Annotated in this window: 12 protein-coding genes and 1 pseudogene; 5 read left to right on the top strand and 8 right to left on the bottom strand. The window is 70.7% G+C overall.

Translation table 11 applies throughout. The features are described 5' to 3' along the window. Positions 1 to 64 precede the first annotated feature (64 nt). The 6 genes and pseudogenes from ACFWM7_RS25230 to ssd form a co-directional block, all read right to left on the bottom strand. A pseudogene (locus tag ACFWM7_RS25230) lies at positions 65 to 256 on the bottom strand (pilus assembly protein); the annotation flags it as partial. Continuing rightward, positions 243 to 506: a DUF4244 domain-containing protein gene (locus ACFWM7_RS25225; RefSeq protein WP_383264281.1), complete on the bottom strand. Its 264-nt coding sequence runs from the start codon at positions 504 to 506 to the stop codon at positions 243 to 245. The gene ACFWM7_RS25225 and the pseudogene ACFWM7_RS25230, both read right to left, overlap by 14 nt. A 112-nt stretch (positions 507 to 618) precedes the next feature. Next, positions 619 to 1,422 carry a type II secretion system F family protein gene (locus tag ACFWM7_RS25220; RefSeq protein WP_383264278.1) on the bottom strand — a complete coding sequence of 268 codons (804 nt, stop codon included), beginning with the start codon at positions 1,420 to 1,422 and terminating at the stop codon, positions 619 to 621. A gap of 35 nt (positions 1,423 to 1,457) precedes the next feature. Next, complete coding sequence (locus tag ACFWM7_RS25215) at positions 1,458 to 2,378, bottom strand: type II secretion system F family protein (RefSeq protein ID WP_383264275.1); 921 nt, start codon at positions 2,376 to 2,378, stop codon at positions 1,458 to 1,460. Beyond that, positions 2,375 to 3,523 carry a TadA family conjugal transfer-associated ATPase gene (locus ACFWM7_RS25210; RefSeq protein ID WP_383264272.1) on the bottom strand — a complete coding sequence of 383 codons (1,149 nt, stop codon included), beginning with the start codon at positions 3,521 to 3,523 and terminating at the stop codon, positions 2,375 to 2,377. Before ACFWM7_RS25210 ends, ACFWM7_RS25215 begins: the two co-directional genes overlap by 4 nt. After that, positions 3,520 to 4,590, bottom strand: coding sequence for a septum site-determining protein Ssd (ssd, locus tag ACFWM7_RS25205; protein WP_383264287.1), 1,071 nt, complete (start codon positions 4,588 to 4,590; stop codon positions 3,520 to 3,522). Before ssd ends, ACFWM7_RS25210 begins: the two co-directional genes overlap by 4 nt. A 566-nt stretch (positions 4,591 to 5,156) precedes the next feature. Here ssd and ACFWM7_RS25200 point away from each other — a divergent pair. Beyond that, positions 5,157 to 6,002, top strand: a complete 846-nt coding sequence (locus tag ACFWM7_RS25200) for an HAD family hydrolase (RefSeq protein ID WP_383264269.1) — start codon at positions 5,157 to 5,159, stop codon at positions 6,000 to 6,002. A 583-nt stretch (positions 6,003 to 6,585) separates the two neighbouring features. On the opposite strand, the gene ACFWM7_RS25195 is transcribed toward ACFWM7_RS25200, so the two are convergent. After that, positions 6,586 to 7,410, bottom strand: coding sequence for an oxidoreductase (locus ACFWM7_RS25195; protein WP_383264266.1), 825 nt, complete (start codon positions 7,408 to 7,410; stop codon positions 6,586 to 6,588). A 102-nt stretch (positions 7,411 to 7,512) separates the two neighbouring features. Between ACFWM7_RS25195 and ACFWM7_RS25190 the strand changes: the two genes are divergently transcribed. Then, positions 7,513 to 8,508 carry an ATP-binding protein gene (locus tag ACFWM7_RS25190; protein WP_383264263.1) on the top strand — a complete coding sequence of 332 codons (996 nt, stop codon included), beginning with the start codon at positions 7,513 to 7,515 and terminating at the stop codon, positions 8,506 to 8,508. Between the two features lie 171 nt (positions 8,509 to 8,679). Here ACFWM7_RS25190 and ACFWM7_RS25185 read toward each other — a convergent pair whose 3' ends face one another. Further along, complete coding sequence (locus ACFWM7_RS25185) at positions 8,680 to 10,059, bottom strand: hypothetical protein (protein WP_383264260.1); 1,380 nt, start codon at positions 10,057 to 10,059, stop codon at positions 8,680 to 8,682. A gap of 365 nt (positions 10,060 to 10,424) precedes the next feature. Between ACFWM7_RS25185 and acs the strand changes: the two genes are divergently transcribed. From acs to ACFWM7_RS25170, 3 genes are all read left to right on the top strand, one after another. Continuing rightward, a complete protein-coding gene (acs, locus tag ACFWM7_RS25180) occupies positions 10,425 to 12,422 on the top strand; it encodes an acetate--CoA ligase (protein WP_383264257.1) in 1,998 nt (665 codons plus the stop codon). A 275-nt stretch (positions 12,423 to 12,697) separates the two neighbouring features. Next, positions 12,698 to 14,131, top strand: coding sequence for a Na+/H+ antiporter NhaA (gene nhaA, locus ACFWM7_RS25175; RefSeq protein WP_383264284.1), 1,434 nt, complete (start codon positions 12,698 to 12,700; stop codon positions 14,129 to 14,131). A 40-nt stretch (positions 14,132 to 14,171) separates the two neighbouring features. Continuing rightward, complete coding sequence (locus ACFWM7_RS25170; RefSeq protein WP_383264254.1) at positions 14,172 to 14,711, top strand: phage holin family protein; 540 nt, start codon at positions 14,172 to 14,174, stop codon at positions 14,709 to 14,711. The last annotated feature ends 95 nt before the right edge of the window (positions 14,712 to 14,806 follow it).

The raw sequence follows: 14,806 nt of genomic DNA, 5'->3' as shown, positions 1-14,806 counted from the left end.
CATCCACGCCTCCGCCCACCTCCTTGCCCGCACTCCGGACCCCGACCCGGCCTCGCCCCCGGCCCCACCGCAGCGCCATCGCGAACGCCACCAACACCGGGATCACCACCGCCGCCTCCGCCGTCACAGCGCCCCGGTCGCCGCAACCCTCGGCGCTGGGGGCCCGGCCCCGGTGCCGCCCCCAGAAGAGGTACCGGCACGATGCCGTGGGCCGGGCCCCCGGGAAAGGCCCCGACCGAATCTCAGAACTTCGCATCGAGCGCGTCCTCGACCAGTGACTGCAGCGCCGACATCACCGGCCCGCTGTTCACCACCTTGTAGAGCACCGCCGCGAAGGCACACGCCGCGATCGTTCCCACCGCGTACTCGGAGGTGGTCATCCCCTGATCGGACCGGCCGAGCCGTCCCGCCCACCGTGCGGACCACGCCGACCGGGCCGGCGCCCCCGTGAACAGCCGGCTCCCCCGCAGAGCGGCGACGGCCCGGTCCCAGAACTTCGTTTCCATTTCATCTCCCGATGAGCATCGATGGTGTTCGGGCGTCCGAACGGAACACCCTTGAGTGACAGCGAAAGTGAATGGCCGACAGGTCGCCCTCGGCCGTGGATCGCGCGCAGCCTCACCGGCCCGGGCCACCGGTCGCCAGCAGGTCGCCGGCCAGGCCGATGATCACCGGCGCCACCCCGACCGCCAGGAAGGCGGGGAGGAAGCAGAGGCCGACCGGCGCGGTGATCAGCACCCCGGCTCGTTGCGCCCTCGCCACCGCCGCAGCGGCTCGCTCGGCGCGCATCGACTCGGCCAGCCGGGCAGCCGGCTCTGCCGCCGGGGCCCCCGTCGCACCTGCCCGGCGCAGACAGCGGGCCAGCGGGCCGGCGCCCGGTATCTCCCCGAACCGGCCCCACGCCTCGGCCGGTTCGCCGCCGAGGCGGATCTCGGCGGCGGTTCGGGCGAGCCGATCTCCGACCGGGCCCCCGATGGACCGGCCCACCTCCTCGGCCGCCTCCCGGGGGCCGGCCCCCACCGCGATACAGGCGGCCAGCAGATCCGCGGCCAGCGGCAGCTGCCCGGCGATCACGGCACGCTCCGGATGGCCACCACCGGGACGGCTCCGGGGCCGGACTCGCTGCCACCGCCACGTCCCGTACGCCGCGGCCGCACCGAGCGCGCAGCCCGCCACACCGCCGACCAGAATCCATCCGGTCAGCCAGGCCCCGGCCGGAGTCGCCCACTGCCGAGCGGCCTCGGCGAAGCCCGAACCACCGCTCGGCCGGAACCGTGCGGCCAGCCGGCCCCGACTGCCGGGCCGTGGAGCCGCGACCGTCCCCAACAACAGCGCGCCCCGCCCACGAACCGCCCGCTTCCGATATCCGGCGGCGATCACGGCTGCCAGCTGCACCACCAGTCCCAGCACCGCCGCAGACATCCCCAGGCTGTGGAGAACTTCTCCGCGCACCGCGTTCACGCCACCTCCCCTCCGCGCACGATCCGGCAGGCCCAGTACAGCCCGACCGCCTCCAGGGACGCGCCCACCGCCAGACAGGCCAGGCCACCCGGGGTGTGCAGCAGTACCCGCAAGGGCTCAGCGCCGAGAGCCGCTCCCAGCCCCAGACCCGCGAACGGGAGCAACGCCAGGACCACGACCGTCGACCACGCCCCTGCCAGCTGGGCGCGCAACTCCTCCCGTCTGCGCCGGTCATCCCGCAGCGCGGCCTCCAGGCGCTCCAGCCCGGCCGCCAGGCCGGCCCCGCCGTCCACGGCCACGCGCCAGCACGCGGCCATCCCGGACAGGCCGCCCAGCCCCGGGCCCTCCGCCGCCTGCCGCAGGGCGCTCGGCACGTCGCCGCCGAACCGCGCCGCCGCCAGCACCGCGGCCTCCGCCTCCCCCAGCCGGCTGCCGGAAGAGGCCGTCGCCAACAGGCCGTCCTCCGCCAGGCCTTCGCGCAGGGCGACCAGCAGCGCCTGCCCCGGCTCGCGGCCGGCCCGCAGCTCCCCGACCACGGCTCCGCACAACGCCGCCACCGCGGTCGCGGCCCTCTCCGCCTCCCGCGCCCCGGCCCGTCTCCGCAGCCACCGGCGTACCAACGGGACCGCCACGGCTCCCGCGCCCAGCGGCAGCACCGAACCTCCCAGCACCGCCAGCAGCACCGCCACCGGAACGCACCACCACTCCCGACACTCCCGGGCCGCCTCCGTCACCCGTCCCCAGGCTCCCCGCAGACGTGGCCACCGACCCCACGACCGGCGCGGCTCGGGCGGGGCGTCCACGAACAGCACCCGTGCCCGACGGGCTCCCGGGTCACGCACCATCGCGAGCCACACCGCCGAACCCGCGCAGAGAGCCACCGCGTGGGCCGCATACGCCGCCGTCGCCCCCGTCACAGCGCACCGCCGATCAGCGACCGCAGCCGCTCCCAGCCCCGCTCCGGAACAAAGCCACCGACGCCCCAACTCAGGGCCGGAACCGTGAGGACGAGGCCCGCCGCGTCCCGCTCCAGGACGTGCACCTCGGCGACCCGTCGTTGCCCCGCGCGGTCCCGTACGAGATGTACGACCACCGAGAGCGCCGCCGCCAACTGGCTGTGCAGGGCGACCCGGTCGAGGCCCGCAGCGGTGCCCAGCGCCTCCAGTCGGGCGGGGACATGCTCGGCGGCATTCGCGTGGACGGTGCCGCATCCTCCTTCGTGACCGGTGTTCAAGGCCGCCAACAACTGGGTGACTTCGGCGCCCCGCACCTCGCCGACCACCAGCCGGTCGGGCCGCATGCGCAGTGCCTGCCGCACCAGATCGCGCAACGTCACGCGGCCCGCACCCTCCTGATTGGCCGGACGGGACTCCAGGCGGACCACATGAGGGTGATCCGGTCGCAGTTCGGCCGAGTCCTCGGCGAGCACGATCCGCTCGTTCGCGCCGACCGCGCCCAGCAGACTGGCGAGGAGTGTCGTCTTGCCGGCCCCCGTACCGCCGCTGATCACGTAGGAGATCCGCGCTTCCACGAGGGCCCGCAGGATCCGGTCGCCTCCCGGCGGAACCGTGCCCGCGTCCACCAACTCCGCGAGCGAGAAGGCCCGAGGCCGCACCACGCGCAGGGAGAGGCAGGTCGAACCGACGGCCACCGGGGGCAGCACGGCGTGCATCCGTGTGCCGTCGGGCAGTCGCGCGTCGACCCAGGGCCGTGCGTCGTCGAGCCTCCTGCCGGCCACCGCGGCGAGCCGCTGGGCCAGTCTCCGGACCGCTGCCGCGTCCGGGAAGGTGACGCCCGTCAGTTGGAGCCCACCGCCCCGGTCCACCCACACCCGGTCCGGTGCGGACACCAGTACGTCGGTCACTTCCGGATCGGCGAGCAACGGCTCCAGCACACCCGTGCCGACGAGTTCGCCGCGCAGCTCCGCTGCTGCTCCGAGGACCTCGGCATCTCCCAACAGCCGCCCCTGGGCCCGCAGAGCGGCAGCCACTCCGGCCGGGGTGGGAGCGACGCCGCTGCGTGCCAGCCGCTGGCGTACGGCGTCGAGCAGTTCGTCCGTCATGCCGTCCCTCCCCCGGGCGGTCCGGTCAGGGGGCTGGTGTCGCCGGCCGCCGCCACCTGTTCCCAAAAGGCCGAACAGAACCGGGCCAGCGGGCCCCGGGCACTGCCGCCGGGCGGCGTGCCGTCGTCCTGTGAGTCCAGCAGGCCTGACTCCAACGGGAGTTCGCCGACGAGTGGAAGACCGATGGCCCGGGCGACCCAGTGCCCGTCCAGTCCTGACGCATACGGACCCCGGGGCACCACCCGCAGGTCGTCCAGCACCATCCCGGCCGTGGACGCGACGCGTTTGGCCGCTGCCACCGCGCGCAGTTCGCCCGGCACCACGAGCAGGCCGAGATCGAGTTGCGCCAGGGCCTCGGCGACTCCCTCGTCGACCCGGCGCGGGAGGTCCACCACCACCACTCCACCGAGCCGGCGCGCGGCGGCGAGCACCGCCCGCATGGCCTGCGGCGGGATCACCACCTCGTCGTCGCGACCCCAGCTCAGCACCCGCAGCCCGTGAAGCGCGGGCAGCGAGTCCTCCAGGGCCCCGCCCCCGAGACGACCCTTCGATTGCGCGAAATCCGGCCACCGCATACCTTCGGCACGCTCACCGCCGAGGAGGACGTCGATGCCGCCTCCCAGCGGATCGGCGTCGATCAGCATCGTCCGCCGACCGGACCTCGCCGCACTCACGGCGAGGGCGCAGGCCAGCGTCGACGCGCCGGAGCCGCCCCGGCCGCCCATCACGCCGACGGTGAGCGCGGGCCGTCCCACGCCTTCGGCGGCGTTGGCGATCTGATCGACGAGCCACCCCTCGGAATCGGGCAGTCGCAGCACATATTCGGCCCCGATCTCCACCGCCCGCCGCCATACGTCCGGGTCGTCCTGGTCCCGGCCGACCAGCATCACCCCCTTCCTGCGGCCGACGCCCCGGCACCGCGCGGCGGCGTCGTCGCCCACCAGCACCATCGGAGCCCGCTCCCAGCCGCCACGACGTCCGGGCGGCCCGTGATGAACCTCCGGCTCGGCTCCGGCCGCCGCGCACAGCCGCAGCAGGTCGTCGAGCAGCTCCATGTCCTCCGTCACGATCAGCGGGCCTCCGCGCCGCCCGTCGGCGACCGCCGCCTCTTCTCCTGCGAGGGATCCAGCCACGATCTCCGCCCCCTTCTCACTGCCCCTTCAGTGCGGTTCGCGGCGTTCTCGGAGCGTTTCCGAGATGCGCGATTCCGGCACCCGCGGACTTCGCGGGTGGAATCAACGTGCAGCACCGCGGAAAAACATGTGGATCTTGATGGAAAACTGTGGACAACCCCGGGGTTGTGAATAACTCCGTAACCCAAACCAGCGACTTCCGGAGTGCAGCCCCTTGGCTACACACTGTGACGAGACGAGGCGCACGACGCCCGGCTCACACGACCAGGCCGATGTCGGCCAGATGGGAGGCTCAGGTGGTTTCCGCCCCTGAAATGCGTCCGGACATGCGACGACCCCCGCCGGGGGGGAGAGCGGGGGTCGTCCCCACGGCCGACTCGGGGGGGGAGGAGTCGGACCGGGTTAGCACGGTCGCGAACGATCCGTGACTTCCATGGTGTACCCGAGGACCTTCTCAGGCAAACCCACGCGCCGGAGTTTACGCCGAATGGTGGGCCCCTATGCTCAGCGTTGTGGAAAACTGCTTCTCGCCGCGCACAGCAGCCTTCTTTGACCTGGACAAGACGGTCATTGCGAAGTCTTCGACGCTGACCTTCAGCAAGTCCTTCTACCAAGGCGGGCTGATCAACCGCCGCGCCGTACTGCGCACCGCGTACACCCAGTTCGTGTTCATGGCAGGGGGTGCCGATCACGAGCAGATGGAGAAGATGCGTGCCTACCTCTCCGCCCTCTGCAAGGGCTGGAACGTCCAGCAGGTCAAGGAGATCGTCGCCGAGACCCTCCACGACCTGATCGACCCGATCATCTACGACGAGGCCGCCACCCTCATCGAGGAACACCACACGGCGGGCCGCGATGTGGTCATCGTCTCGACCTCGGGCGCCGAAGTCGTCGAACCCATCGGCGAACTGCTCGGCGCCGACCGTGTGGTCGCCACACGCATGGTCGTCGGCGACGACGGCTGCTTCACGGGAGAGATCGAGTACTACGCCTATGGCCCCACCAAGGCCGAGGCCGTGAGGGCGCTCGCGGTCTCCGAGGGGTACGACCTCCCGCGCTGCTACGCCTACAGCGACTCGGCGACCGACGTACCGATGCTGGAGTCGGTCGGCCACCCGCACGCGGTCAACCCCGACCGTGCGCTGCGCCGCGAAGCGACCCTTCGTGAGTGGCCGATTCTCGTCTTCAACCGCCCGGTCCGACTCAAGCAGCGACTGCCCGCTTTCTCGATGCCGCCCCGCCCCGCCCTCGTAGCGGCGGCCGCGGTCGGCGCGGCGGCCGTCACCGCGGGGCTGGTCTGGTACGCCAGCCGTCGACGCACCGCCGGCGCCGCCCTGCCCGGGTGAGGTGGAGCGGGGCACCGCTGGGCGGGGCGGCGTGAGGCGCCCCGCCGGGGCGAGCCTCGTCCGATTCACCCTTGATTGAACCTAAAAGTAAAGAAGCGGGGCCAGGGGTTTCCGTTCCTCTGGTCCTGGAGTACAAAGGACATAACGGCCCGCGAGACCAAGGACATCCGCGAGGATGACCTGTTACGCAGGACGGCCCCACGGACCGCGCACGAAAGTCGAGCACCCACGCGACGTCGACCCGTCGAATACGGGCCAGCCGCACCAGGTGACGGGCAAAGTACCCGACCTGATGGGCAATTAACGAGGACGCTTGGTAACTGGGCGGACGTGCCAGCGGCGGTACCGCACATCGGTACCGCCGCAACCCTCGCATCGGGCCATCGCCCTTCGCCCCACCCGGGCCCACATCACCCCTCGACCGCCCGGAAGCCGCGCGCGGCCGCCTCCCTCCGGCGCTCCGACGCCTCGCGCCTCGCACTCTCAGGTCGCGCCACGCTGGAGCACCTCGGCCCCTACAGGTCGCGCCACGCTGGAGCACCTCGCACTCTCAGGTCGCGCCACGCTGGAGCGCCTCGGCCCCTCAGGCCGCGCCGCGCTGGAGCGCCTCGCACACCGCGGTCGACTCGCGCACACCCAGCTCGATCGAGCGCCCGCAATGGGTGATCCAGGCGGCCATGCCCTCCGGGGTTCCGGTCGTGTAGCCCTCGAACGCCGCGACATAGGCCGCCCGGCCCTGTTCCGCGTGTCCCACCTCGGCCGGGCAGATCGACTTCGGGTCCAGCCCGCTGCCGATCAGCACGATGCGCTCGGCCGTCCGCGCCACCAGACCGTTGTGCGAGCCGAACGGGCGCAGTGCCAGCAGCTCGCCGTGCACCACAGCGGCCGTGACCAGGGCGGGGGCGCTGCCGCCCGCGATGATCAGCCGCGAGAGTCCTTCGAGTCGTCCCGCGACCTCCTCGGCCCCGGGAAGCGATGCCTCGATCAGCGGCTCGTCGACGGTTTCACCGGCCAGCCGAGGACGCCCCACCGCGTCGTCGGGAGTCGCCCCGCCGGCCGCCACCAGATGCAATCGGGCCAGCACCCGCAGCGGCGACTGCCGCCAGATGGAAAGGAGTTGCCCCGCTTCCGCGGTGAGCCGCAACGCCGCACCGACCACGCGCGCCTCGTCCTCCCCGCTGAAGTCGGTACGCCGACGCACCTCTTCGAGGTTCCAGTCGGCGCCGGCCAGCGCGGCCGAGCCACGAGAGCCCCTCAGTGCGGCTTCGGCCGTGACCTCGTTGCTGCGGCGCCGCATGACGCGGTGACCGTAGACCCGGTCGACGGCCTTGCGCACGGAGTCCACGGCATCGGGCACGCCGGGCAGGGATCCGAGCGCGGCAAGCGGGTCTGAGGCAGTCGTACTCATAAGTAGCGAGGCTACGCGCCCACCCCACCCGAGCCACCCTCAAGTGGCCATCTTCACGAACGATGACAACGCAGCGCAAGGAAAGCACTACCCTAGGTGAACATGAAGATCGCTTTCGTCGGGAAGGGCGGCAGCGGTAAGACCACGCTGTCCTCGCTCTTCATCCGCCATCTCGCCGCCAACGAAGCCCACGTCATCGCCGTGGACGCCGATATCAACCAGCACCTGGGGGCCGCTCTGGGTCTGGACGACGCGGAGGCCGCGGCGCTGCCCGCCATGGGCGCCCACCTCCCCCTCATCAAGGACTACCTGCGGGGCGCCAACCCCCGTATCGCCTCCGCCGAGACGATGATCAAGACGACTCCGCCCGGCGAGGGCTCCCGACTGCTGCGGGTCCGCGAGGACAACCCGATCTTCGATGCCTGCGCGCGTACGGTTCGGCTCGACGACGGGGACATCCGGCTGATGGCGACGGGCCCCTTCACGGAGTCCGATCTCGGGGTCGCCTGCTACCACTCCAAGGTCGGGGCGGTGGAGCTCTGCCTCAACCACCTGGTCGACGGCCCCGACGAGTACGTCGTGGTCGACATGACGGCGGGCTCGGACTCGTTCGCGTCGGGCATGTTCACCCGCTTCGACATGACGTTCCTGGTCGCGGAGCCGACCCGCAAGGGGGTGTCGGTCTACCGCCAGTACAAGGAGTACGCACGCGACTTCGGCGTCGCCCTGAAGGTCGTCGGGAACAAGGTGCAGGGCCCGGACGACCTGGAGTTCCTGCGTGCGGAGGTCGGCGACGACCTGCTGATCGGGATCGGCCACTCCGACTGGGTGCGGTCCATGGAGAAGGGGCGACCGTCCAGGTTCGAACTGCTGGAGGCCGACAACCGGATGGCCCTGCAGACGCTCCAGGACACCGCCGAGGACTCGTACGCGCTGCGCGACTGGGAGCGCTACACGCGTCAGATGGTGCACTTCCACCTGAAGAACGCCGAGAGCTGGGGCAACGAGAAGACCGGCGCCGACCTGGCGGCCCAGGTCGACCCGGCCTTCGTGCTCGACGAGCGACACGTCGGAGCGGGCGTGGCGGCCCCCGCCTGACGACATCACCCGAGCCTCCGTTCGCCAACCGCCGTTCGCCGGCCACCTCTCCGGTGGTCGGCGAACGATGCGGCACGGCGCGGTACGGCGCGGCGCGGCGCGGCGCGGCGCGGTACTGCGCGATACGGCGCGGTCAGTCCGCGTTTCGGTCGGTCGACGTTCCGTCGGGGCTCAGCCGGTCGCCCCGGCCGGAGCCGAACCGGCGTCTCCCTTGTTCGCACCCGAGTCGGCGGCCTTGTCCGCGTCGGCGGCCGCGGGCTTGTCCGCGGGCTGGGCAGCGTCCGGCCGGGCGGCGTCCGGCTGGTTGCCGAGGTAGGAGGACCAGCCCGTCTTGGGCGCCTCGCCGACGCCGAGCGTGGTGAGCTTGGCCAGCGTCTGCGGGTCCTGCGCGTCCAGCCAGTCGACGAGCTGCCGGAAGGACACGCAGCGCACACCTTCCTTGGTGCACACCTTCGCGATGGTCTCCTCGATGGCGCGCATGTAGGTGCCACCGTTCCAGGACTCGAAGTGGTTGCCGATGATCAGGGGCGCCCGGTTGCCGCTGTACGAGCGGTCGAAGGCCTGGAGCAGGCCGTCCCGCATCTGGTTCCCCCAGAACTCGTGCTGGGAGGGGTCTCCCTGGGTGGCCGTGCCGGACTGGTTGACCATGAAGTTGTAGTCCATCGAGAGGGTCTCGAAGGCGCGGCCCGGCATCGGGACGAGCTGGAGCGGGATGTCCCAGACCCCGCCCTTCTTCTGGGGCCAGACCTGGTTGCCGACGCCGCTGGAGTCGTAGCGGAAGCCCATCGTCCGGGCGGCGGCGACCATGTTCTTCTGGCCTTCGAGGCAGGGGGTGCGGGCGCCGATCAGTTCCTTGTCGTAGTCGAAGGGCAGCGGGGCCTCGCCCTTCAGCTCCGGCGTGTTGGTCTTCCAGCCCTTGACGAAACCTTTCGCCTGACTGATCTCGCTCTTCCACTCATCGACGGACCAGGTCCCGACGCCGCCGTCCGCGCCGCAGAAGTGGCCGTTGAAGTGGGTGCCGATCTCGTTGCCGTCCTTCCAGGCGGCACGGACCTCGGTGAGGGTGTCGCGGATGCCCTCGGTGTCGTTGAAGCCGATGTCGGAACGGCCCGGAGCGTGCTGGGGCGGGTTGTAGAGGTCCTTCTTCTCCTCCGGCAGCAGGTACACCCCGCTCAGGAAGTACGTCATCTTGGCGTTGTACTTCTTGGCCACGCCACGGAAGTGCGAGAAGAGCTTCTGGCTGTCCTCCCCGGCGCCGTCCCAGGAGAACACCACGAACTGGGGCGGCTTCTCGCCGGGCGCCAGGCGTTCGACGGCCGGCATGTTCGGCTGGACGCCGGTGAAGGCGGTGGACCCGTCCCCGATGAGCTTGACCGCGTTCTTCGGCGCGGCCGGGGGGTTCTCCTTGGCGCCGTGGGCGCCCTTCTCCGCGTCGGTCTCCGCACCCCCGGACGCAGACCCTCCGGATCCGGCTCCGGAACAGCCCGCGAGAACGGCGACCAGGGCCGTGGTCATGACGCCCAAGGCGATCCTCTTCGTGGCGGCCATCATCCGCCCACCCTCTTCCTTGCAGGTTATTTGCGTTGAAGTGCCGACACGGCGCGGCCAAATTCGCACGCGGTCCCGTACGAGGAAGAGCGACATACCGAATGAAAAGCTTCTTATTCACCAATAAGAGTTATCGACTAGCCCGAACGACTCCGGTCTGAACCGGACGAGCCCCGAGCCCGTGCAACCAGATGACCCCGTTCCGTATCGCACCCCGGCGCACCACGCAGGGGGCCGGAAACGCCGCGCGTCACGCGTCGTTCGGCGGCCCTCGACCGCGGAGCGGGATCATGGCTCCATACACGAAGACACAGGTCTAAACCAATTCCCGGCAGACACTTGTCACCCGGCCTCGCGCCTGATGAGCTATGCCCCGGGACACAACGGACACCCTGGGACTGGGAGAAGTCGTGAGCAACGAGAGCCTGGCCAACCTGCTTCGGGAAGAGCGGAAGTTCGCTCCGCCTGCCGAGCTGGCCGCCAACGCCAACGTCACCGCAGAGGCGTACGAGCAGGCCGAGGCGGACCGGCTGGGCTTCTGGGCCGAGCAGGCCCGCCGCCTGACGTGGGCAACCGAGCCGACCGAGACCCTCGACTGGATCAACCCGCCCTTCGCGAAGTGGTTCGCGGACGGCAAGCTGAACGTCGCGTACAACTGCGTGGACCGCCACGTCGAGGCCGGCAACGGCGACCGGGTCGCCATTCACTTCGAGGGCGAGCCGGGCGACAGCCGGGCCATCACCTACGCGGAGCTGAAGGACGAGGTCTCCCGGGCCGCCAACGCGCTGATCGAGCTGGGCGTCGGCAAGGGCGACCGGGTCGCCGTCTACCTGCCGATGATCCCCGAGGCCGCCGTCGCGATGCTGGCCTGTGCCCGTATCGGCGCCGCGCACTCCGTGGTCTTCGGCGGCTTCTCGGCCGACGCCATCGCCGCCCGTATCAAGGACGCGGACGCCAAGGTCGTCATCACGGCCGACGGCGGCTACCGCCGCGGAAAGCCCTCCGCGCTCAAGCCCGCCGTCGACGACGCGGTCTCCCGCTTCGAGAACGTCGAGCACGTCCTCGTCGTCCGCCGCACCGGTCAGGACACCGCCTGGACCGAGGGCCGCGACGTCTGGTGGCACGAGATCACCGCCCGGCAGTCCGCCGAGCACACCCCCGAGGCCTTCGAGGCGGAGCAGCCGCTCTTCATCCTCTACACCTCGGGCACCACCGGGAAGCCGAAGGGCATCCTGCACACCTCCGGCGGCTACCTCACGCAGGCCTCGTACACGCACAGCGCGGTCTTCGACCTCAAGCCGGAGTCCGATGTCTACTGGTGCACCGCCGACATCGGCTGGGTGACCGGCCACTCGTACATCGTCTACGGGCCGCTGGCCAACGGCGCGACGCAGGTCATGTACGAGGGCACGCCCGACACCCCGCACCAGGGCCGCTTCTGGGAGATCGTGCAGAAGTACGGCGTCACGATCCTTTACACGGCCCCGACGGCGATCCGTACGTTCATGAAGTGGGGCGACGACATCCCCGCGAAGTTCGACCTGTCCTCGCTCCGCGTCCTCGGTTCGGTCGGCGAGCCGATCAACCCCGAGGCGTGGATGTGGTACCGGAAGAACATCGGCGCCGACAAGTGCCCCATCGTGGACACCTGGTGGCAGACCGAGACCGGCGCGATGATGATCTCGCCACTGCCCGGTGTGACGGAGACGAAGCCGGGAAGCGCGCAGCGCGCACTGCCGGGCATCTCCGCCACCGTGGTCGACGACGACGCCAACGAGGTGCCGAACGGCGGGGGCGGCTACCTGGTCCTCACCGAGCCGTGGCCCTCCATGCTCCGCACCATCTGGGGTGACGACCAGCGCTTCATCGACACCTACTGGTCGCGCTTCGAGGGCAAATACTTCGCTGGCGACGGCGCGAAGAAGGACGAGGACGGCGACGTCTGGCTGCTCGGCCGGGTCGACGACGTCATGCTCGTCTCCGGGCACAACATCTCCACCACCGAGGTCGAGTCCGCCCTCGTCTCCCACCCCTCGGTCGCCGAGGCCGCCGTAGTCGGCGCCGCCGACGAGACGACCGGCCAGGCCATCGTGGCGTTCGTGATCCTGCGGGGCACGGCGACCGCGTCCGACGAGCTGGTCGCGGAGCTGCGCAACCACGTCGGCGCGACGCTCGGCCCGATCGCCAAGCCCAAGCGGGTGCTGCCGGTCGCCGAGCTGCCGAAGACCCGGTCCGGTAAGATCATGCGCCGGCTGCTGCGCGATGTCGCCGAGAACCGCGAGCTGGGCGACGTCACGACGCTGACCGACTCCTCGGTGATGGACCTGATCACCACCCAGCTCCCGTCCTCCTCGTCCGAGGACTGACACCAGGGGACCACGCGAAACCGGGACCGCACGGCGAGCGGGACCGCACGAGTACGGCTCCGATGGGCATCCGGCGACGCGCCGGGTGCCCATCGGGCATTTAGTCTGACGATCACCTCGTACGGCCCCGCTCTGCACGCCCCCGGTAGAGTGGGCGGCGCTTCACCGAGAACCACCGACAACTTCAGAGAACATCTCCACAGGGGCGCCGGGAAGTCTGGTCGGCATGTCGACCACTCATGCCCATACGCCGCCCCGACCTGGAGGTCTCTCTCGTGGCACCGCCCAACCCGCCCACCCCCGCACCGCCCCGGCGCTCCCTGCTCGGCAGGCTCTCGCTCCCCGAGCGGAACTACGTGGCGGAGGCGCTCCGGACCGAAACGGTCGGCGGCATGCTGCTGCTGGCGGCGGCGGTCGCCGCGCTCGTCTGGGCCAACGCCTTCGGCGGCTCGTACGAGGCGGTCAGCGACTTCCACTTCGGCCCCGGCGCCCTGGGCCTGGACCTCTCGGTGGCGCACTGGGCGGCGGACGGACTGCTCGCCGTCTTCTTCTTCGTCGCCGGTGTCGAACTGAAGCGCGAACTGGTCGCGGGCGAACTCCGTGACCCGAAGGCCGCGGCCCTCCCCGTGGTGGCAGCCCTGTGCGGCATGGCGGTGCCCGCGCTCGTCTACTTCCTCACCACGACCATCGGCGGCGGCTCGACAGACGGCTGGGCGGTCCCCACAGCCACCGACATCGCCTTCGCGCTCGCCGTCCTCGCGGTGATCGGCACCTCACTGCCGTCCGCACTGCGCGCCTTCCTGCTCACCCTCGCCGTCGTCGACGACCTCTTCGCGATCCTGATCATCGCGGTGTTCTTCACCTCGGACCTGAACTTCCTGGCACTCGGCGGGGCCGTCCTCGGCCTCGCCGTCTTCTACCTCCTCATCCGCTTCGACGTCCGGGGCTGGTACGTCTACGTCCCGCTCGCCCTGGTCATCTGGGGCCTGATGTACAACAGCGGCATCCACGCCACCATCGCCGGTGTCGCCATGGGCCTGATGCTGCGCTGCACCCGTCGTGAGGGCGAGAAGCACTCGCCCGGCGAGCACATCGAACACCTGGTCCGCCCGCTGTCGGCCGGGATCGCCGTCCCGCTGTTCGCCCTGTTCTCGGCCGGGGTCGCGCTGAACGGCGAGGCTCTGGCGGGCGTCTTCACCCGGCCCGAAACGCTCGGCGTCGTCCTCGGTCTCGTCGTCGGCAAGACGGTCGGCATCTTCGGCGGCACCTACCTCGCCGCCCGCTTCACCAAGGCGGAGCTGAACAAGGACCTGGCCTGGGCGGATGTCCTGGCGCTCGCCTCGCTCGCCGGCATCGGCTTCACCGTCTCGCTGCTCATCGGCGAACTCGCCTTCGAGGGCGACCCGGAGATGATCAACGAGATCAAGGCCGCCGTCCTGCTCGGTTCGCTGACCGCGGCCCTGCTCGCCTGTGTGCTGCTCAAACTGCGGGTACGCAAGTACAAGGAGCTGTACGAAGCCGAGGAGCTGGACGAGGACGAATCCGGGGTACCGGACGTGTACGAGCAGGATGATCCGGAATATCACCTGCGGATGGCCGTCATTCTTGAGCGCAAGGCGACCGATCTTGAGCGCAAGGCGGCCGAACACCGCCGTCTCGCCGAAGAACGGGCGGGGGCAGCGAGCGACAAGCCGAACAGTCCGGCATGATCTGACATCGGATGTGTCGAAGACGGAGAGGGAGTCAGGGATGAGCGACCCCGGCAACTACGCGGGCAGCACGGACCGCAGCATCGGGCAGCTGGTCGCTTCGGCGACGGCCGAGATGTCCGCGCTGGTGCACGACGAGATCGCCCTGGCGAAGGCGGAGGTGCGGCAGGACGTCAAGCGCGGGGCGATCGGCAGCGGGGCGTTCATCGCCGCGGGTGTGCTGCTGCTGTTCACGATGCCGATGCTGAGCTTCGCGGCCGCGTACGGGATCCACAACCTGGGCCTGGGCCTGGCGTGGTCCTTCCTGATCGTGGCCGGCGCCTTCATCCTGCTGGCCGCGCTGATCGCGTTCATCGGTCTGCGGAAGTTCAAGAAGATCAAGCCGCCGGAGAAGTCCATCGCCTCCGCCAAGCAGACCGCCGCCGTCCTGCAGAAGGCCAAGCCGCATCCGCGCCCGTCGATCGAGGCCGCCGCGATCATCGAGCGCTCCACCGTCTCCGGCAGCAGCCTGGCGAAGAAGAGCATCGAGAGCGGCACCGGTAAGGATCAGGCCGCCGCTGTGGCACGCTCATCCACATGACCGTTCCCGATCCCAGCGCATTCGGCCTGAGGGGCCCGGTGGACCCGGAGGATTCGGCCGCCCCGTCGGCCCGGGCCGCCACGAGCCCGGCGGCC

The organism is Streptomyces sp. NPDC058375 (genome assembly GCF_042723425.1).
Classification (GTDB): domain Bacteria; phylum Actinomycetota; class Actinomycetes; order Streptomycetales; family Streptomycetaceae; genus Streptomyces; species Streptomyces durocortorensis.
The sequence above is the reverse complement of the archived record's forward strand: the minus strand, read 5'-3'. Positions and strand labels throughout refer to the sequence as shown.